The organism is Bradyrhizobium sp. 147 (assembly GCF_023073935.1).
In the GTDB taxonomy this organism is placed as follows: domain Bacteria; phylum Pseudomonadota; class Alphaproteobacteria; order Rhizobiales; family Xanthobacteraceae; genus Bradyrhizobium.
On sequence record NZ_JADPKL010000070.1, the window covers coordinates 1 to 19380 of the forward strand.

The window sequence follows — 19380 nt, forward strand, 5'->3', positions numbered from 1 at the left end:
TCATGACGTCGCGCGCAGCGTCCGTCAAGGATGGCCGTCGCTCGCTCGAACCTCACGTGGTCTGTTGCCAGGCCACGCCTTGACGGACGCGAGCACGGCGTCATCATGGCAGGCGCAGACGATCCGGGCGGAGCAAAAAACTGCCGTCACTTAATGGTTGCTACAATATCGGCGAACTACCATATCGGCGAACGACGTTACGCAGTCTTCGCCGCCTCAAGCTTGTCCTGAGTCTTGGTCTCGAAATCGCTCGCGTCGTGCCGCTCGTGGAGCTGGCTGGCGAGATCGCCGGAGACGCGATTGACCATGCGGCCGCGCCTCACGGCCGGGCGCCTGGCGATCTGGTCGGTCCAGCGCTGCACGTTCTTGTAATCCTGCACCGAGAGGAATTCGCCGGCGCCATAGACCAAGCCCTTGGCGAGGGCGCCGTACCAGGGCCACACCGCCATATCGGCGATGGTGTACTCGCTGCCCGCGAGATATTCGTTGTCGGCGAGCCGCCGGTCGAGCACGTCGAGCTGGCGCTTGGTCTCCATCGCGAAGCGATCGATGGCGTATTCGATCTTGGTCGGCGCGTAGGCGTAGAAATGGCCGAAGCCACCGCCGAGATAGGGCGCGCTGCCCATCTGCCAGAACAGCCAGGACATCGCCTCAGTGCGCGTCTTGACGTCCTTCGGCAGGAAGGCGCCGAACTTCTCGGCGAGGTAGAACAGGATCGAGCCGGACTCGAACACCCGGATCGGCTCGGGCCCGGAGCGGTCCATCAGCGCCGGGATCTTGGAGTTCGGATTGATCTCGACAAAACCGCTGCCGAACTGGTCACCGTTGCCGATCCTGATCAACCAAGCGTCGTATTCGGCGCCCTTATGGCCGAGCGCCAGCAACTCTTCCAGCATCACCGTCACCTTCACCCCGTTCGGCGTCGCCAGCGAATAGAGCTGGAGCGGATGGCGGCCGACCGGTAGCTCCTTGTCGTGGGTGGGGCCGGCGATCGGGCGGTTGATGTTGGCGAACTGGCCGCCATTTTCCTTGTTCCAGGTCCAGACTTTGGGCGGCACGTAGGCAGGGGTATCGGTCATGCGAGAGGCTCCGGCGGAAAGATGCGCCTGCATTAATTAGCCCGCAAATGGCGGATGACAAGGGCTGCCCGATCTGCGCCCGGCGCGGGCCTCAGGCTCGCGTCATGCGCTCGCCTGTCTGCCGCCAGCTCCGGCGCTTCGGACTCCATCACGAAGCCTTCCAAGCACCAGGAGTTAGCCTGGGGGTGGAGCATCGCGCGGCGTGTCCACGCAAGATGCGCCGTGGAATCCGGCATGGCATCGCCAGCGACGATCCGCTAGCGTCGCTTTGCTTCGCCGCGACAGCAACGAGAACGCGAAGACTGCCGGGAAAGAGCCATGAAATCGCCGATCTGCGACATGCTGGGGATCGAGTTCCCGCTGCTCGCCTTCAGCCATTGCCGCGACGTCGTTGCAGCCGTCAGCCGCGCCGGCGGCTTTGGCGTGTTAGGTGCCACCGCGCATACGCCTGATACGCTCGAACGCGAACTGGCATGGATCGACGATCACGTCGATGGCAAGCCCTACGGCATCGACGTGCTGATCCCCGAAAACATCTCCACCGCGGGCGAGAAGAACGTCACCTGGAAGAGCCTGGAAACCCGCGTGCCGCAAGAGCACCGCAACTACGCGCGCGATCTCCTGAAGAAGTACGACATCGAGCTGACGACGACCGAGGTCGCCGCCAACCAGCCGCAGCCGTTCGACGCCAAAACGGCGCTGGAGCTGCTCGAAATTTCGTTCCGCCATCCGATCCGGCTCATCGCCAATGCACTCGGCGTGCCGCCGAAGGCCATGATCGAGATGGGCAAGACCCACGGCGTGCCCGTTGCTGCGCTTGTCGGCGCCAAGGAGCACGCGCTGCGCCAGGTCGCAGCCGGTGTCGACATTCTCGTGGTGCAGGGCACGGAAGCCGGCGGCCATTGCGGCGACGTCTCGACCATGGTGCTGGTGCCGGAGGTGATTAAGGCGATCAAGCCGATCCGCGAGGTGCCGGTGCTGGCCGCCGGCGGCATCATGACGGGCCGGCAGATGGCGGCCTGCATGGCGATGGGCGCGGCCGGCGCCTGGACCGGATCGGTGTGGCTTGCGACCGTCGAGGCCGAAACCACGGAGATTTTTCGCGAGAAGATGATCGCGGCCTCCTCACGCGACGCGGTGCGCTCGAAGGGCCGTACAGGCAAGCCCGCGCGACAGCTCCGCTCGGTCTGGACCGATGCCTGGGACCGCGCGCCGGAGAGTCCGGGCGCGCTGCCGATGCCGCTCCAGAGCATCATCAGTCGCGACGCCTTCAACTCCATCGATCGCGCGGCGGCGAGCGGCAATGCCAAGGCGCGTGATCTCGTCAGCTATTTCGTCGGCCAGGGCGTCGGGCTGATCGACAGCGTGAAGTCGGCCGGCGCCGTGGTGCAGGAGTTCAAGGAAGAGTTTGCGGAGGCCGTCGAGCACATGAATGCGCTGGTGGCGGAGTGATGGACCCTCATGGTGAGGAGGCGCGCAAGCGCCGTCTCGAACCATGAGAGCCCGTGGCCTATCCTTCGAGACGCCTGCTTCGCAGGCTCCTCAGGATGAGGTCGGAGATCTCAGAGAGTGAAGAAGCAAGAACAATGACGACTGTTTCCCCAGACCGCATCCCCGTCATCGTCGGCGTCGGCGAGATTGTCGACCGTCCCAAGGAGATCACTGACGGCCTCGAGCCGCTCGATCTGCTCGAACAGGCGCTGCGGCGCGCGGAAGCAGACGCCGGTGCAAAGCTGCTGGGCGAGGTGCAGTCGCTTGACGTCGTGAACTTTCTGAGCTGGCGCTATCGCGATCCAGAAGCGCTGCTGGCACAGCGGCTCGGCATCTCGCCTTCGCATTGTTACTACGGCCCAGTCGGCGGCGAGAGCCCGATCCGCTATATTCACGAGGCTGCAAAGCGCATCGCGCGGGGCGAATGCACCGTGGCGGCCATCTGCGGCGCCGAGGCGCAATCGACCGCGACCAAGGCTGAGCGCGCCGGGACAAAGCTGCCATGGACGCCATTCGCACACGATGTCGAGGAGCCCAAGCGCGGGGCAGCGTTCCAGAAACCGCTGGCAGTGAAGCTCGGCGTGTTCCGCCCGGTCACCGTCTATCCGTTCTATGAGGCGGCTTCGTCCGCGTATTGGGGCCAGACGCCGCGCGAGGCGATGGCTGAATCCGGCACGCTGTGGTCGCGCTACTCCGAAGCCGCGGCGCAAAATCCCAATGCCTGGCTGAAGCGGCGCTATGCGCCTGACGAAATCACGACCCCGACCGCGGACAACCGCCTGATCGCATGGCCTTACAATAAGCTCATGGTCGCCAATCCCAGCGTCAACATGGGCGGCGCGCTGCTGCTCACGAGCCTTGCCAAGGCGCGTGCGGCGGGCATTACCGAGGACAAGCTGGTCTATCCGCTCGGCGGCGCCTCGGCGGAGGAGCCGCGCGATTATCTCCTGCGCGACCAGTTCTACGAGAGCCATCCGCAGAACGCGGTCTTGAAGGCCGTGATGGATCTCGCCGGCGGCGACGGCAAGAAGTTCGACGCCATCGAGCTCTACAGCTGCTTCCCGTGCGTCCCGAAGATGGCGCGGCGGACGCTTGGCCTGGATGCTGACGTGCAGCCGACCGTGACCGGCGGCCTCACGTTCTTCGGCGCCCCGCTCAATACCTACATGACGCACGCGGCCTGCGCGATGGTGCGGCGCGTGCGCGACGGCGCCAAGCTCGGTCTGCTCTACGGCCAGGGCGGCTTCGTCACCAAGCACCACGCGCTGGTGGTGTCGAAGACGCCGCCGCGCGCGGCGTTGATGCAGGAGACGAGCGTGCAGGCGGAAGCCGACCGCAACAAGCGGGCCGTGCCGGAATTCGTCGCGGAGGCAACTGGCAAGGGCAAGGTCGAGAGCTTTACCGTGCTCTACGGCCGCGGCGGCGAGGTCGAGCATGGCGTGGTGATGCTGCGGACGGCAGACGATCGCCGCACGTTGGCGCGGATTCCAGCGAGCGACACGGCGACGCTGGCGCATCTGCTCAACATGGATCGCACGCCGGTGGGATCAGTCGGCGATGTCACGACGGCGACCGACGGCGTGCCGCAGTGGCGGGTGACGTAGCTCTCGTGTCCCGGACAGGGTGCGGCATGCAAGGCCGCTCCGCAGAGCCGGGGCCCCCGGCAAGAAACACGGTGCTTTGAGGGGAGACGAGCCCCGGCTCAGCAGCGCATGACTTCATGCTGCGCTGCGTCCGGGGCACGAGGCGCCCTAGCTCTTCGGTGCCTGCTTCTCCGACGCGGTCGCCGGCTTGGCCTTGGCGCCAACCACGCGCACTGCATCCCCATCCGACAAGCCGTCCGGCGGTGCCGTGATGACGCGGTCGTCCGCTGTAATGCCCGAAGCAAGTTCGATCTCGCGGCCGAGGTCGCGCGCGATGGTCACGGTCTTGAACTGTACCTTGTCGTCCGGGCTGACCGTCGCAACGCGCAGGCCGTTGCTGTTGAAGATCAGCGCACTGGCGGGGATGCTGAGCGGCGCGGAGTCGCGCTGCAAGCTGAGCTTCACGCTGGCATAACCGCCGGGCATCAGCTCGCCGCTGGAATTGTCGAGCCCGAGTTGCATCCGCGTGGTGCCCGAGGCGACGTCGACGGACTGGGAGGAGGCTTCCACGGTCGCCTGGAACGACCGATTCGGATATTCCGGGAGCGTGATGATGGCCTTGGCGCCGATCTTGATCGCCGGCACATAATTCTGGGGCACGTTGACGTAAACACGCAGCTTGGTGATGTCGGAAACCACGAACATCGCCGGACCCGCCCCGCCGCCGGCATTGATCAGTGCGCCGACGTCGGTGTCTCGGGCGGTGACGACGCCGTCGAACGGCGCGGTGATCTTCTTGTAGCCGGCCAGCGCTTCCAGCCGCTCGACGTTGGCCTGGCCCGAATGCACGGCAGCGTTCTTGTTGGAGAGATCTGCAGTGCGCTCGTCGATCTCCTGTGCAGAGACGAAGTTCGAGGCGACCAGCGTCTTGCGGCGGTTCAGCGTCGCTTCGGACAGCCTGGCGCTGGCCTGCTGGCTGGCGAGGTCGGCGCGGGCCTGCAACAGCTGCTGATCGAGGTCTGGCGCCTCGATCTCGGCAATCACCTGCCCTGCCTTGACGCGGGCGCCGATATCGGCGCTCCAGCTCTTCAGGTAACCCGACACGCGCGCGAAGATCGGCGCACGGTAGTAGGCCTCCAGCCGGCCCGGCAGATCGATGGTGGCGTTGAGGGCCTTGGCGTTGGGCTGGGTCACCGCAACGCTCGGAATGGCCTGATCATGGGTCCATTCCTTCAACTTGGAGCCCTGCTCCTCGCGGGCACGGATGCCCGTGCCCACCACGAGGCCTGCCGCAATCAGCGCCACCACGCCGAAGATGCCCAATTTCCGGTGCGACACCGGGGAGCGGGTTTCAGTGGGCGACATGCGCAGTCTCCAATGGGGCGGCGGCTTTGGCGCCTTGTTTCTTGTGTACCATGCTGAACACCACGGGAACAAACATCAGCGTGGCGAAGGTTGCAAAGATCAGGCCGCCGATCACGGCGCGGCCGAGCGGCGCATTCTGCTCACCGCCCTCGCCGAGGCCCAAGGCCATCGGCGCCATGCCGATGATCATGGCGAGCGCGGTCATCAGGACGGGGCGGAATCGGACGAAACCGGCTTCCAGCGCAGCGGCGACGGGATCGCCGAGCTCCTGGTAGCGTTCACGCGCGAAGGAGATCACGAGCACGCTGTTGGCGGTGGCAACGCCCATGCACATGATGGCACCGGTGAGCGCCGGCACCGACAGCGTGGTCTCCGTCATGAACAGCATCCAGACGATGCCGGCAAGCGCGGCCGGCAGCGCCGTGATGATCACGAAGGGATCGGACCAGGACTGGAAGTTCACGACGATCAGGAAATAAATCAGCACGACGGCGCCAAGCAGGCCGAACAGCAGACCAGTAAAGGCGCTGTTCATGGTCTGCACCTGACCGAGCAGCACCACGGACGAGCCCTTCGGCACCTCCTTTGCGGTGTCCGCGATCAGCTGACGGATGTCGGCCGCGACCGCCCCGAGATCGCGGCCGGACGTGGTCGCGAAGATCTGCACCATCGACTGAATGTCGTATTGCGAGACCACCGCGCTCGAGGTCGAGCGCTTAATATCGGCGATGCCGCCGAGGATCGGCGATTGCGCATTGCCGGTCGCGGTGATCGGCAGCGTCTGGAGCGCGCTGAGCGAGTCGATCTGGTATTGCGGCGTCTGCATCACGATCGAGTACGACACGCCGTTGTCGGGGTTGAGGTAGTAGGTCGGCGCGACCTGCGAGGAGCCGGCGAGATTGACGACGAGGCTGTTGGTGACGTCCCGTTCGGTCAGACCGACATATTGCGCGCGGGTGCGATCAACATCGATGTTGAATGTCGGATTGTTCGGCGATTGCTGGATGCGCGCATCGGCAACGCCGGGAATCTTGCGGACCTTGGCCAGCAGGTTATTGGCGTAAGCGAAATTGGCGCTGACATCGGCGCCGCGGATCTGGAGGTCGATCGGCGCCGGCGCGCCAAAGTTCAGGATCTGGCTGACGATGTCGGCGGGCGGGAACGCGAAGCTGACGCCGGGGAACAATCGCGGCAGCTGCTCACGCAGCACGCGTACATGCTCTTCGGTCGGCTTGTGGCCTTCTTTCAGCTTGATCTGGATGTCGCCGTCCTGCGGGCCGATCACGCCGGTGTTGTTGTAGGTCATGTTGATGCCGGAGATCGGCATGCCGATGTTGTCGGTCATGGTCTCGATCTCGCCCGGGATCAGCTTGCGGACCGCCTTCTGCACGTCGGCGAGCTGGTTGGCGGTCTCCTCGACGCGGGTGCCGACCTGGGTGCGGACATGCATTAGGATGTTGCCGGCATCGACCGCGGGGAAGAAGTTGCGCCCGAGGAACGGCACCAGGGCAAAGGACGCGCCGACCACGCAGAGGAAGCCGATCACGAAGACCGCACGGTGCGCCAGCGCGAGGCCGAGCAAACCACGATAGAAGCCGCGAATGCGCTCGAACCGCGCCTCGAAGGCGCGCTGGAACCAGACGAAGGGATTGCGCGACTTCGGCGGCCCGCCCTCGTGATGGACATGCGCCTGCAGCAGGTAGTTCGCCATGGTCGGCACCAGCGTGCGCGACAGGATGAACGACCAGATCATCGCGAACATCACGGCTTCGGCCATCGGCACGAACAGGAAGCGCGCGACGCCGGTGAGGAAGAACATCGGCACGAACACGATGCAGATGCAGAGCAGCGACACAAAGGCCGGCGTCACGATCTGGTTGGCACCGTCGAGGATCGACTGTTCGACCGGCTTGCCCTGCTCCAGATGGTAGTTGATGTTCTCGATCGTGACCGTGGCGTCGTCGACGAGAATGCCAACGGCGAGCGCAAGGCCGCCGAGTGTCATGATGTTCAGCGTCTCGCCGATCGCCGACAGCATGATGATGGCGCCCAGCACCGACAGCGGGATGGAGACCGCGATGATGATGGTCGAGCGCCAGCTGCCGAGGAACAACAGGATCATGACGCTGGTGAGCAGCGCCGCGATCACGCCTTCGAAGGCAACGCCCTGGATCGCGCCGCGGACGAACACCGATTGATCACCGATGAAGCCGATCTTCAGTGCGTCGGGCAGCTGGTCCTTGACCTCGATGACCTTCTGTTTGATGCCGGCGATGATATCGAGTGTCGAGGTCGCGCCCGCCTTCAGCACCATCATTAGCACCGAGCGGTTGCCGTCGACATGGACGATGTTGGTCTGCGGCGGATTGCCGTCGCGCACGCTCGCGACGTCGCGGACGTAGACCATCGCGCCGTTGACGGTCCTGATCGGCAGATTGCCGAGCTCGTCGATCCGGAGCGGCGAGTTGTTGAGCTGGATGTTGTATTCGAACTGGCCGATCTTCTGGGTGCCGACCGGCGTGATGAGGTTCTGGGCGGCGAGCGCGTTGGCAACGTCCTGGCCCGAGAGGCCGCGGGCCTGGAGCGCGGTCGGATCGAGGTCGATCTGAACCTGGCGCTGCTTGCCGCCGAACGGGTACGGGATCGCCGCCCCGGGCACAGTGACCAGCGGCGTGCGAAGCTGATTGATGCCGATATCGGCGAGGTTCTGCTCGGTGAGGCCTTCACCCGACAGCGCCACCTGGATGATCGGAACGGTGGAAGCGGAGTAGTTCAGGATCAAGGGCGGCGTCGCGCCCGGCGGCATCTGCTTGAGCAGCGTCTGCGAGATGGCGGTGACTTGCGCGTTCGCGGTGCGGATATCGACGCTCGGCTGGAAGAAGATCTTGATGATGCCGAAACCGTTATAGGAATTGGCAGTGATGTGCTCGATATCGTTGACCGTCGTCGTCAGCGCGCGCTGGAATGGCGTCGTAATGCGGCCGGACATCTGGTCGGGCGGCAGGCCGGTGTACTGCCAGACCACGCCGATCACGGGAATGCGAATGTCCGGGAAGATATCAGTCGGTGTCCGCAGCGCCGCCAGCGGCCCGATGATCAGCAGCAGCAGCGCGAGCACGACGAAAGTATAGGGCCGGCTCAGGGCAATACGGACCAGAGCAATCATGCGCCAGGCAATTCCAGGTCAAGCGAGAATGTGGAAATCCGCCCCCGGGCGACCCCCATCTCCCTTTACCCGAGCGCCGCCGGAAACGCTAACCTCCGGCGGCCCTCGCGCATTCACTTCCCTGCTACCGCACTGCGAAATCTACATCGCAGCCATGCGGCCGCGTGCCTCACGCGGCGCGCACGTTGGACAGGAACTTGCCGACTTCGTTCTTCAGCCGGTTCGAATCGTTCGACAGCATCTGCGCCGCCGACAGCACCTGCGAGGAGGCCGTGCCGGTCTCGGTCGCGCCGCGCTGCACGTCGGTGATGTTGGCGGAGACCTGCTGGGTGCCCTGCGCTGCCTGCTGCACGTTGCGCGCGATCTCCTGGGTTGCCGCGCCCTGCTCTTCCACGGCGGCCGCGATCGCCGACGAGATCTCCGACAGGCGCTCGATGGTCGAGGAGATCTCCTTGATGGCGCCGACCGAATCGTTGGTCGCCGCCTGGATGCCGGAAATCTGCTGGCCGATCTCGCCGGTCGCCTTCGCGGTCTGCTCGGCCAGCGCCTTCACCTCGGAGGCGACCACCGCAAAGCCGCGGCCGGCTTCGCCGGCGCGCGCGGCCTCGATGGTGGCGTTCAGCGCCAAGAGATTGGTCTGGCCGGCGATGGTGTTGATGAGCTCGACGACGTCGCCGATGCGGGACGCCGCTTTGGACAGTTCACTGACGCGCTCGGTGGTCGCGCGCGCCTGGCCGACGGCGTCGCCCGCCATCCGCGCCGATTCCTGCACCTGGCGGCTGATCTCACCGACTGACGAGGCCATCTCCTCGGTCGCCGAGGCCACCGACTGCACGTTGGTCGAGGCTTCCTCCGAAGCTCCGGCAACTGTGGTCGCCAGCCGCTGCGAGCGGTCGGCGGTCGAGGTCAGCGTCGAGGCGGAGGCTTCGAGCTGGGTCGAGGCCGACGACACGGTCTGGACGATCTCGCCGATCATCGTTTCGAATTCGCGGGTGATGCTGTCGACGCGGCGGCCGCGCTCGATCTTGGCTTCGGCGTCGACCGCGGCGGCTTCGTCGGCCGCCCTCTTGGCGATCAGCGCCTCCTTGAAGACCTGGAGCACATCGGCCATGGCGCCGATCTCGGTCTTCTCGCCGCGATGGGGGACTTTGGCAGTGAGGTCACCCTTGCCCAGCGCCTGCATGGGTTCGGTGATGGAGCTGATGCCCCGGGAGACGTCACGAACAAGATAGAAACTGACGCCGATGCCAATGACGACCGCCGCACTGAGAATGAGTGAGACCAGCATGACGGCATGATCATAACTGTCGTCAGCGTCTCGTGCGGCCTGATCCGCGCCCTTGGTGTTGAGCTCGATGTCCCGCCTCAAAACCTCGTCGGCCTGCAGCCCGATCTTGTTGACCGTCTTGCTGTTCAACTCGTGCGCTTCGTGCGGAATCTTGCCGGCCTCCTTGCGCGACAGGGCCATCACCTCCTGTGTGCCCTTTTTGTAGTCTTCCCACAGCTTGGACCACTCGCTGTAGAGTGCCCGTTCCTCGATCGACGTGATCATGGCTTCATACGACTGCCGAAGCTTGGTATTCGCCTCGACCACCGTCCCAAGCGTTTTTTCCGCCGCCAGCTTCTCTTCCAGGGTTTCGGACAGCATGTGCTCGCGGATCACGTTGCGATAGGTGATCACACCGGCGCGCAGTTCGCCCAGCACGCGCACGCTGGGCATCCAGTTCGTGGTGATGTCGACGGTGTTGGCATTCATCGACCGCATCTTCATGACGGCGAGCAGACCCATGCCGGTCATTGCGACCAGCAAGAATGCCACGACACTGATGATCTTGGCGCGGATGGAAATAGTGGCGAACATGAACTGGGTCTCTTTGTGCTGGCCGGTGCGCGTCCGGGAACTACGAATCAAACAAAAGGAGCAGCACCGACATCCGACACCAGAGCACCTGCGCAGAAGTTAACTACGACTCCGTACGAGTACGGAAAGCCGAAAGAAATGAACAGGCAGCTAACAATGCTCTGCGCTCAGCGCATGAGTCTAAGCGCGTCCTTGAAAAACTCCGGGCCACCGAAATTGCCGGACTTTAGGGCAAGCAGCATCTCGCCTGTCTCTGCGCCGACAGCGCGCAACACCGGGACACCCGCCGCAATTTCCACTCCTACGAGAAACCCGGGAATCCTCAACCGGTCGACCACGGCACCTGACGTCTCGCCACCCGCGACGATCAAGCGCCGAACACCCGCCTGCATCAGGCCTTCGGCAATGTTGGCCATGGCCTGCTCGATGGCATGCCCGGCCGCATCGCGGCCGTGATGCGCCTGAACGGCGGCAACGGCTTCCGGTGTCGCGCTCGAGGCGATCAGGACAGGGCCATCCGCCAGGCGCGGTCTCGCCCAGGCCAGCGCCCGCTGCGCTTCGCCGGCCCCTGCGACGATCTGCTCGGGATCAAGATGTAACACCGGCATGACACGCTCGGCATTGGCGATCTGCTGAAGTGTTGCCTGCGAGCAGCTTCCGGCAAGGCAGGCCGCCGGCCCGCCAACCGCAGCGCCCGTACCGCCTGCCGCCGTCGAGTTGACCTTGCCTGTCGACACCAGCGCACGAGCGAGGCCAAGGCCGATGCCGGAGGCGCCGACCGAGAGCCGATGTTCGGCGGCGACGAGGCCGATCGTCTCGAGGTCGCGGTCGAACACGGCGTCGATGATCGCGGCGCCGATGCCTTTGCCCGCGAGCTCGGCCAGGCGCGCCCGCACGGCGTCTGTACCGCGCGAGACCGTGGCGAGATCGACGAGCCCGATTTGCGTCTTGCTTTGGCGCGCCAAGACGCGCACCAGGTTGGAATCGTGCATCGGGTTGAGCGGATGGTCCTTCAGCGGGCTCTCGTTCAGCGGCACGGCGCCGACGAAGAGGTTGCCCTGGTAGACGGTGCGTCCTGTTTCCGGAAAGGCCGGCGTCACCAGCACGGCGCTTTCGCCGCAATCGGCGCGCAAGGCGTCCATCACCGGCCCGATATTGCCGGCATCGGTGGAATCGAAGGTCGAACAGATCTTGAACAGCACGTGGCCCGCGCCGCGGCCGCGCAGCCATGTCTCCGCCGCGCGTGAGCGCGACACGGCAAGGCTGGCGTCGATCGAACGGCTCTTCAGTGACACCACGACGGCGTCGACCTCGGGCAGCGCGAGATCGTTCGCGGGCACGCCGATGGTCTGCACAGTACGCAGGCCCGCACGCGTCAGCGTATTGGCAAGGTCGGAGGCGCCGGTGTAGTCGTCGGCGATGCAGCCCAAGGCAAGTATCACGGCTTCACTCCTGCGTAAGGCTTGAACCAGGCGAGCCCATCCGTTGTCTTGCCGCGCGGATTGTATTCGCAGCCGACGAAGCCGGTATAGCCGAGCCGGTCGAGCTCATCGAACAGGAACGGATAGTTGAGCTCCTCGCCGTCAGGCTCGTTGCGCGAGGGAATGCTGGCGATCTGGATGTGGCCGATGATCGGCATCATCTCGCGCAGCCGCATCGTGACGTCGCCATGGATGATCTGGCAGTGATAGATGTCGAACTGGAGTTTGAGGTTCGGCAGCCTCAACTCCTGGATCAGGTCGCGCGCGAAGCCGAAATCGTTGAGGAAGTAGCCGGGCACGTTGCGCGCATTGATCGGCTCGATCACGACGTCGATGCCGTGCGGCGCGAAGAACTCCGCGGCCCAGGCCACCGACTTGTAGAAGGCCTCGATCGCCACGCGCTCGCCGCGGTTGGCGATGCCGGCCATCAGGTGCAGGCACTTGACCCCGGTCGCCTTCGCATAGGGCAGTGCCGTCTCCAGGCTTGCCTTGAGATCGGAGAAGCGTGATGGCAGCGCGGCAAAGCCCTTCTCACCGGCGTTCCAGTCGCCCGGCGGCAGGTTGAACAGCGCCTGGGTCAGGCCGTTGCGCTTGAGCCGTTCGCCGACCGCCTCGGCGGGATGCTCATAGGGAAACAGGAACTCGACTGCGGTGAAGCCCGCTTGCGCGGCGGCATCGAACCGGTCGAGGAACGGCACCTCGGTGAACATCATCGAGAGATTGGCGGCAAAACGGGGCATCGGAATCCTCTCAGCTCTACTTGTCGCCGGGCAGCTTGACGCCGGTGACCTGCGCATACATCCGCGCCACCGAAGCGTCATCGTCACGGCCCATGCCGGCGGCTGACGTCATCAGAAACATCTGGAGCGCGGCGGCGGAGACCGGCACCGGGAATCTGGCGCTGCGCGCCATGTCCTGGATGATGCCAAGGTCTTTGACGAAGATCTCGACCGCGCTGCGCGGCGTGTAGTCGCCATCGAGCACGTGCGGCATCCGGTTCTCGAACATCCAGGAATTGCCCGCGGAGGCCGTGATCACCTCATAGACTTTGCGAATGTCGAGGCCCTGCTTGGCCGCGAACGCCATCGCTTCGCTGGCGGCGGCGATGTGCACACCAGCGAGGAGCTGGTTGATCATCTTGAACGCGGCGCCCTGCCCTGCGGCGTCCCCGAGCTCATAGACCTTTGCGGCCATGGCATCGAGAGCTGGCCGCGCCTTAGCAAAAGCGGCGGAGCTACCGGACGCGAGGATGGTCAGCTCGCCTTGCGCGGCGCGCTGCGCCCCACCGGAGATCGGCGCATCCAGATAATGCCGGCCGGTCGCCTCAAACTGCTTGGCAAGACGCCGCGCGACATCCGGATCCATGGTCGCCGAGGATATGAAGACGCTGCCCTTCGGCATGGTCTCGGCGGCGCCGTCCTTGCCGAACAGGATCGTTTCGGTCTGGGCAGCGTTAACCACGACGCTGACGACGATGTCGGCGTCCTTGGCAGCGTCAGCCGGCGTCTTGGCACCCGCGCCACCGTCCTTTACGAAGCGCGCGACGGCATCGTCCGAGACGTCGCAGCCGGTGACGGCATGGCCGGCGCGTTTCAGCGAGGTCGCCATGCCAAAGCCCATCGAGCCGAGCCCGATCACGACGATGCGCTGATTTTGTGACGTGGAGGCGGACATGCAACTGACCCTTGCGAACGTTTCCCGGACCGCCGCCCTTTGCGGCGGCTCGGCGAACCGATAACACGGCTTGGCCGCGCTGCCAAAGCGTGAGACAAGCAGGCATGACGGCCATGAGCAATGAGACACGGCTGCGCGAGGATATCTGCCGCTTCGGGCGGTCGCTGTTCGAGCGCGGGCTGACGCCGGGCTCCTCCGGCAATATCAGCGTCAGGCTGGACGGCGGCGGCTGGCTGGTGACGCCGACCAACGCCTCGCTTGGTTTCCTCGATCCGGCAAAGCTGTCGCGGCTGGATAGCCGGGGACGGCTGGTTTCAGGCGATGCGCCGACCAAGGAAGTTCCGCTGCACACGGCGCTCTATGACACGCGCGGGAGCGCGCGCGCGATCGTGCACCTGCACTCGACCCATTCGGTTGCGCTCTCGATGCTGCCCGAGATCGACCCGCGCGCCGCGCTGCCGCCGATGACGGCCTACTATCTGATGAAATGCGGCGCCACCGCGCTCGTGCCGTATTATCGCCCTGGCGATCCTGCCGTCGCGGATGCGATCAAAGGGCTGGCGGGGAAATATTCATCGGTGCTGCTCGCCAATCACGGCCCAGTCGTCGCCGGCGACACGCTGGAAGCCGCGGTGTTCGCGACGGAAGAGCTGGAGGAAACGGCAAAGCTGTACCTGCTGCTGCGCGGGATGAACCCACGGTATTTGTCGCCGGAGCAGGTGCAGGATCTGGCGAAGGTGTTCGGGGTGACGCTGCCGGAGCATGGGCATGGGGACTAGCGATTTGCGGTTAGGAATGGACGAGCGTCGCCTCGCCCACTGTCATTCCCCGCGAAAGCGGGGAATCCAGTACGCCGCGGCTTATCCGTCTCTCGCTGGCGTCTCTGGAATGCTGGATCGCCCGATCAAGTCGGGCGATGACACCGCGTGTGCGGGGGCAGCTTGCTCCACACTTCGTGCCTACAACCCCAGATACGCCTTCCTCACGTCGGGATTGCCCTTGATCTCCGCGGCCGCGCCCTGCATCAGCACGCGGCCGGTTTGCAGGATGTAGGCGCGATCGGCGATCTCGAGGCACTCGGCCATGCGCTGCTCGACGATCAGCACGGTCATGCCGGCGTCGCGGATGCGCTTCACGGCCTGAAAGATCTCGTCCACCAGCTTTGGCATGATACCCTGCGAAGGCTCGTCCAGCATCAACAGCCGCGGACGCGTCATCAGCGCGCGGCCGATCGCGAGCATCTGCTGTTCGCCACCGGAGAGCGTCTCGGCGCGCTGCTCCAGGCGTTCGGACAGACGCGGGAAAAGCTGGAAGACGAGATCGAGCGGCTCCTCACGGTTCGCCTCGCCGCGATAGAGATAGCTGCCGAGGCGCAGATTGTCGCGCACCGACAGGCGAGGGAACAGGCGGCGGTTCTCGGGCACATAGGCAATGCCGGTGGCCGTGATGTGATGCTGCGCCATGCCATCGAGACGCTTGCCGTCGAATGTCACCGTGCCCGAACGCGGCCGCTCGGCGCCGGCGATGGACTTGAGCAGCGTCGACTTGCCCGCGCCGTTGGCGCCGGCAACGCAGACGATCTCGCCCTTCTGAACCTCGATCGAGACCGCGGAGATCGCGACCAGGCCCTGGTAGGCGGTCGTGACTTCACGCACCGACAGCATGACGATCTCCCAGATATGCGCTGATCACCTTGGGATCGCGGACGACCTCAGCAGGCTTGCCCTCGACCAGCACCTTGCCGAGGTCGAGCACGATGGCGCGGTCGACCAAAGGCATCACGATCTCCATGACGTGCTCGACCATCAGCACGGTGATGCCGGCATCGCGCACCTTGCGCACCAAGCCGACGCCAGTCTGCGCCTCCGTCGGCGTGAGGCCGGTGAGGACTTCGTCGAGCAGCAGCAGCTTTGGCTCGGTTGCCAGCGCACGCGCGACTTCGAGGCGGCGCTTTTCGGCCGGCACGAGGTCGCTTGCGAGCACATCGGCGCGCGCGGCAAGGCCGGTGAATTCGAGCACCTCATGCGCCTTGCGGCGCGCCTCACGCATCAGGGTGTTGCGAACCAAGGCGCCGACGATGACGTTGTCGATGACCGTCATGGTCTCAAAGCTCTTGACCACCTGGAAGGTGCGCCCGATGCCGCGCTGGCAGCGCTCGGCCGCCGGCATGCGGGTAACATCCTCGCCGTCGAACCAGATCGAGCCTTGCGTCGGCGGCAGCACCCCCGCGATGAGATTGAACAATGTCGACTTGCCGGCGCCGTTCGGGCCGATCAGGCCGACGATCTCGCCGCGGCCGACCGAGATCGAGACATCGCTGTTGGCGACGAGCCCGCCGAACCTCTGCCAGACGCCGCGTGTTTCAAGCAGCGCGGTCATCGCGTGGCTCCCGTCTTGTTCGGGCGCGAAAACAGGCTCAACAGCCCTCGCGGCAAGGCCAACGAGATCAGGACGATCAGCGTGCCGTAAACAATGAGGTCGACACCGCGTCCCGAGCCGCCGAACTTGAAGCGCGTCAGCTCAGTCAGCGGGATCAGGATGGCGGCGCCGAGCACCGGCCCCCACAGGGTGCCGATGCCGCCGAGCACGGCGGGCAAGGCCATGAGCAACGAAAACTGGAAGCCCATGACGCTTTCGGGATCGATGTAGGAGACGAACTGGGCGTAGAAGCTGCCACCCACCGCGACCAGGAAGGCGGAGACGGCGGCCGCGCCCATCTTGGAATTGAACACGACGACGCCGAGGCTCTCGGCCGCCTCCGGATTGTCCTTTACCGCACGCCACCAATAGCCCCATTTGGAATCTTCCAGCCACCAAGTGACGAACCAGGCGAGGCAGCACAGCGCCAGCGCGAAGTAGAAGTACGGCAGCTTCGTGCGCAGGAATTGGAATTTCAGCCAGCTGTCGCCGCGGATTGGAATGGTGATGCCCATCGCGGCGCCGGCCCATTCCCAGTTATGGAACAGAAGCAACCCGATCTCAGCGATGACGATGGTGGCGATCACGAAGTAATGGCCGCGCAGGCGGAAGAAGGGATAACCGAGTCCCATCGCGATCAGCGCCGACACCACGCCGCCCGCCAGCATGCCGAACCAGGGCAGCACGCCGAACTTCATGAACAGCAGCTCGGTGGTATAGGCACCCAGGCCGAAATACAGCGCGTGCCCAAGCGAAATCTGCCCGCAATAGCCGGACAGGATGTTCCAGCTTTGTGACAGTCCCGCATACATCAGCGTCAGGATCAGGATGTTCTGGACGACGACGTCCTTCACGAACAATGGCGTCAGCGCGGCAACCACGGCGAGCACCGCGGCGATGACGAGGTCGCGGCGGCGCCGCGCTGCAAAATCCTTGTCCATCATATCGATCCGAACAGGCCGCGCGGCCGGACGAAGACGACCAGCAGATAGACCGCGTAGATACCGACCGATTTCAGCGACGGCGGCAGCACCAGCGCGGTCACCGCTTCGACCAGACCGACGATGATGCCGCCGGCGAAGGCGCCGAACACGCTGCCGAAGCCGCCGAGCGCCACCGTCACGTAGGCGATCAGGGCGAAGGACGCGCCAACGTCGGGATAGATGTAGAAGAAGCTCGCCATGATCGCACCCGCAAGGCCGACCAGCGCGGCGCCGAGCCCCCAACCGAACGCGAACACGCGGTTCTTGTCGATGCCGACAAGTGCGACCGCACCGGGATCTTCACGCGTGGCTTCCAGCGCGCGGCCGAAGTCGGTGCGGTGGATGAAGAGATAGAGACCGGCGAAAGCGAGAATCGAGACCAGCGCCCCAACCAGCTGCGGCTCCGGCAGGAAAATGCCGGCAACCGAGATGGTTTTACCGCCGAGCCAGGACTGGGGGATGCTGCGATAGTCCGGCGTGAAGAAGTACTGCGCGAGGCCGCGCATGACGATGGCCAGGCCGAAGGTCGAGAAGATCTGCACCATGCCGGCATTGGCCTTGGCGCGCATGGCGAAGCGTACAATGAGTAAGTAGACTACCGCCCCTAAGATAAAGAGCGCCGCGGCGACCAGCGGCGCAGACAGCAAGGGGTCGATCGCGAAGAACGCGAACAGAAAGAAGGACAGGTACATCGCGATCATCAGGAACTCGCCATGGGCGAAGTTCGTGACGTCCATCAGGCCGAAGATTAGCGCGAGGCCGACCGCGATCAGTCCGTAGAGCAGGCCCATGAGCAGGCCGCTCGCGAGACTTTGGATAATGGCTTGGGCTGTCACCTCTGATCCCCCGTTCGAAACGTCATAGTTTGCTCCGTCATTGCGAGCGAAGCGAAGCAATCCAGAATCTCACCGCCGAGGCAGTCTGGATTGCTTTCGTCGCTACGCTCCTCGCAATGACGAGGCATTCACGACGACCTCGATCTTCTATCCTGCTCCAGCAGCGTCTTACTTCATCGGCCAGATCGCCTCGGCGATCGCGGCCTGCGGCGGGAAGATGGTGACGAACTTGCCGCCAACATATTGCAGCAGCACCGGGTCGGCGTCGTTGTTCTGGCCCATCTCGTCGAACTTGACGCGCTTCCAGGGCATGATGGTCTGCTCGCCCGGGATGTCGGTCGCCGCCAGCGCATCGCGAATCTTCTCGCCGTCGGTCGACTTGGCGCGGCTGATGGCGTCGGCGAGGATGATCAGGCCCATGAACTGGCGCGAGGTGAGGTCGTTGAAGTCCTTGCCCGACTTCGCCTTGAACATGTCGTTGATCTTGCCGACCATCGGGCGCTTCTGCGCGAGGTCGAGCGAGAAGGTGCCGCGCGAGATCACGCCTTCGAGCTTGTCGCCGACGGCATCATAGAGCGCCTTCTCCGAGAAGCCGGCATCCTGCGCCACGATCGCGTTCGGCTTGTAACCGAGCTCGGCCATGGTCTTGACCAGGAGGATGCCATCGGTGGTGTAGCTCGACGGCATCAGCACGTCGGCGTTGGCGGACTTGAGCTGCTGCACCTCGGCCGAGAGCGAGGGCGAGTTGGCACGGTATTTGATGTCGGTGACGATCTTGTAGCCGCGCTCGCCGGCGATCTTGGCCTGAGCGTTGCCGGAGTCCGTGCCGAAGATGGTGTCCTCGTGGAACAGCGACAGCGTCTCGATCTTGGTGCCCTTCTTCTTCATGGCATCGAAGAAGTCGAACATTGCGGCCGAGTACATCTCGTCATGCGGCGCGGCACGGAAATAGTATTTCAGGCCGCGGCGATGCAGGCTCGGCGAGGAATTGTCGGCGGAGACGAACGGGATCTGGTAGCGCTCGCAGATCTGGCTGACAGTGACGGCGACCGCGCTCTGATAGGTGCCGATGATGGCGGCGACTTTTTCCTGCGTGATCAGGCGCTCGGCCTCGGCACGCCCCTTCTGCGGATCGGCCTGGTGGTCGGCGAACACGAGGCGGACCTTGGCGCCGCCGAGCCCCGGCAGGCCTTCACCTTTCGCCAGGGGCAGGTCGAAATCGGTGTCCTTGTTGATGACTTCGAGCGCGGTCTCATAGGCCTTCTGGGCATCGACGCCCTGCTGCGCGCTGCCGCCGGAGAACGGATAGATCACGCCGATCACGACTTCCGAGGTCTGTGCGCGCGCTGCCAGCGGCACCAGCGCGGCCGTAGCGGTAGCTCCCAACAACACGTCGCGGCGAGAGATCGTCATGGCAAAGTCCCCTGTTACTGAATTTCGACT

15 protein-coding genes are annotated in these 19380 nt (G+C 64.7%); 3 read left to right on the plus strand and 12 right to left on the minus strand.

The window, feature by feature from the left end:
* Positions 1–197: 197 nt before the first annotated feature.
* The gene (gene yghU, locus IVA87_RS15455) at positions 198–1079 is read right to left on the minus strand and encodes a glutathione-dependent disulfide-bond oxidoreductase (protein ID WP_247302310.1); all 882 of its coding nucleotides are present in this window, start codon (positions 1077–1079) and stop codon (positions 198–200) included.
* A gap of 318 nt (positions 1080–1397) precedes the next feature.
* Here yghU and IVA87_RS15460 point away from each other — a divergent pair, with 318 nt between their 5' ends.
* Both IVA87_RS15460 and IVA87_RS15465 read left to right on the plus strand, forming a co-directional pair.
* A complete protein-coding gene (locus tag IVA87_RS15460; RefSeq protein WP_247302311.1) occupies positions 1398–2531 on the plus strand; it encodes a nitronate monooxygenase in 1134 nt (377 codons plus the stop codon).
* A 134-nt stretch (positions 2532–2665) separates the two neighbouring features.
* Positions 2666–4174: an acetyl-CoA acetyltransferase gene (locus IVA87_RS15465; RefSeq protein WP_247334109.1), complete on the plus strand. Its 1509-nt coding sequence runs from the start codon at positions 2666–2668 to the stop codon at positions 4172–4174.
* A gap of 147 nt (positions 4175–4321) precedes the next feature.
* Here IVA87_RS15465 and IVA87_RS15470 read toward each other — a convergent pair whose 3' ends face one another.
* The 6 genes from IVA87_RS15470 to ltnD all read right to left on the minus strand — a co-directional run bounded on the left by IVA87_RS15470 (position 4322) and on the right by ltnD (position 13700).
* Positions 4322–5518 (minus strand): efflux RND transporter periplasmic adaptor subunit, encoded by a 1197-nt coding sequence (locus IVA87_RS15470; RefSeq protein WP_247302320.1) that lies wholly within the window; start codon positions 5516–5518, stop codon positions 4322–4324.
* On the minus strand, positions 5505–8684 hold the full coding sequence (locus tag IVA87_RS15475; RefSeq protein ID WP_247302322.1) for an efflux RND transporter permease subunit: 3180 nt from the start codon (positions 8682–8684) through the stop codon (positions 5505–5507). Before IVA87_RS15475 ends, IVA87_RS15470 begins: the two co-directional genes overlap by 14 nt.
* 169 nt (positions 8685–8853) lie before the next feature.
* A complete protein-coding gene (locus IVA87_RS15480; protein WP_247302323.1) occupies positions 8854–10545 on the minus strand; it encodes a methyl-accepting chemotaxis protein in 1692 nt (563 codons plus the stop codon).
* A 167-nt stretch (positions 10546–10712) separates the two neighbouring features.
* Entirely contained in the window at positions 10713–11987 is a 1275-nt protein-coding gene (gene otnK / locus IVA87_RS15485; RefSeq protein WP_247334110.1) for a 3-oxo-tetronate kinase, read from the minus strand.
* On the minus strand, positions 11984–12766 hold the full coding sequence (otnI, locus tag IVA87_RS15490; protein ID WP_247302327.1) for a 2-oxo-tetronate isomerase: 783 nt from the start codon (positions 12764–12766) through the stop codon (positions 11984–11986). The genes otnK and otnI overlap by 4 nt, the downstream gene beginning before the upstream one ends.
* 16 nt (positions 12767–12782) lie before the next feature.
* On the minus strand, positions 12783–13700 hold the full coding sequence (gene ltnD / locus IVA87_RS15495) for an L-threonate dehydrogenase (protein ID WP_247302329.1): 918 nt from the start codon (positions 13698–13700) through the stop codon (positions 12783–12785).
* Positions 13701–13804: 104 nt separating this feature from the next.
* Here ltnD and IVA87_RS15500 point away from each other — a divergent pair, with 104 nt between their 5' ends.
* A complete protein-coding gene (locus IVA87_RS15500) occupies positions 13805–14479 on the plus strand; it encodes an aldolase (RefSeq protein ID WP_247334111.1) in 675 nt (224 codons plus the stop codon).
* A gap of 180 nt (positions 14480–14659) precedes the next feature.
* Here the strand turns inward: IVA87_RS15500 and IVA87_RS15505 are convergent, their stop codons facing one another.
* The 5 genes from IVA87_RS15505 to IVA87_RS15525 all read right to left on the minus strand — a co-directional run bounded on the left by IVA87_RS15505 (position 14660) and on the right by IVA87_RS15525 (position 19350).
* On the minus strand, positions 14660–15364 hold the full coding sequence (locus IVA87_RS15505) for an ABC transporter ATP-binding protein (protein WP_247302333.1): 705 nt from the start codon (positions 15362–15364) through the stop codon (positions 14660–14662).
* Positions 15348–16079 (minus strand): ABC transporter ATP-binding protein, encoded by a 732-nt coding sequence (locus tag IVA87_RS15510; protein ID WP_247302335.1) that lies wholly within the window; start codon positions 16077–16079, stop codon positions 15348–15350. Before IVA87_RS15510 ends, IVA87_RS15505 begins: the two co-directional genes overlap by 17 nt.
* Positions 16076–17059, minus strand: a complete 984-nt coding sequence (locus IVA87_RS15515) for a branched-chain amino acid ABC transporter permease (protein WP_247302337.1) — start codon at positions 17057–17059, stop codon at positions 16076–16078. Before IVA87_RS15515 ends, IVA87_RS15510 begins: the two co-directional genes overlap by 4 nt.
* Entirely contained in the window at positions 17059–17937 is an 879-nt protein-coding gene (locus IVA87_RS15520; RefSeq protein ID WP_346657735.1) for a branched-chain amino acid ABC transporter permease, read from the minus strand. Before IVA87_RS15520 ends, IVA87_RS15515 begins: the two co-directional genes overlap by 1 nt.
* Before the next feature lie 168 nt (positions 17938–18105).
* Positions 18106–19350, minus strand: a complete 1245-nt coding sequence (locus IVA87_RS15525; protein WP_247302338.1) for an ABC transporter substrate-binding protein — start codon at positions 19348–19350, stop codon at positions 18106–18108.
* Between the last annotated feature and the right edge of the window lie 30 nt (positions 19351–19380).

Bases quoted from the DNA above. Each gene is read 5' to 3' on its own strand.
- ltnD (WP_247302329.1), bottom strand. From the start codon at position 13,700: ATGTCCGCCTCCACGTCACAAAATCAGCGCATCGTCGTGATCGGGCTC.
- IVA87_RS15505 (WP_247302333.1), bottom strand. From the start codon at position 15,364: ATGCTGTCGGTGCGTGAAGTCACGACCGCCTACCAGGGCCTGGTCGCG.
- IVA87_RS15460 (WP_247302311.1), top strand. From the start codon at position 1,398: ATGAAATCGCCGATCTGCGACATGCTGGGGATCGAGTTCCCGCTGCTC.
- otnI (WP_247302327.1), bottom strand. From the start codon at position 12,766: ATGCCCCGTTTTGCCGCCAATCTCTCGATGATGTTCACCGAGGTGCCG.
- IVA87_RS15465 (WP_247334109.1), top strand. From the start codon at position 2,666: ATGACGACTGTTTCCCCAGACCGCATCCCCGTCATCGTCGGCGTCGGC.
- IVA87_RS15500 (WP_247334111.1), top strand. From the start codon at position 13,805: ATGACGGCCATGAGCAATGAGACACGGCTGCGCGAGGATATCTGCCGC.
- IVA87_RS15475 (WP_247302322.1), bottom strand. From the start codon at position 8,684: ATGATTGCTCTGGTCCGTATTGCCCTGAGCCGGCCCTATACTTTCGTC.
- yghU (WP_247302310.1), bottom strand. From the start codon at position 1,079: ATGACCGATACCCCTGCCTACGTGCCGCCCAAAGTCTGGACCTGGAAC.
- IVA87_RS15515 (WP_247302337.1), bottom strand. From the start codon at position 17,059: ATGGACAAGGATTTTGCAGCGCGGCGCCGCCGCGACCTCGTCATCGCC.
- IVA87_RS15470 (WP_247302320.1), bottom strand. From the start codon at position 5,518: ATGTCGCCCACTGAAACCCGCTCCCCGGTGTCGCACCGGAAATTGGGC.
- IVA87_RS15525 (WP_247302338.1), bottom strand. From the start codon at position 19,350: ATGACGATCTCTCGCCGCGACGTGTTGTTGGGAGCTACCGCTACGGCC.
- IVA87_RS15480 (WP_247302323.1), bottom strand. From the start codon at position 10,545: ATGTTCGCCACTATTTCCATCCGCGCCAAGATCATCAGTGTCGTGGCA.
- IVA87_RS15510 (WP_247302335.1), bottom strand. From the start codon at position 16,079: ATGACCGCGCTGCTTGAAACACGCGGCGTCTGGCAGAGGTTCGGCGGG.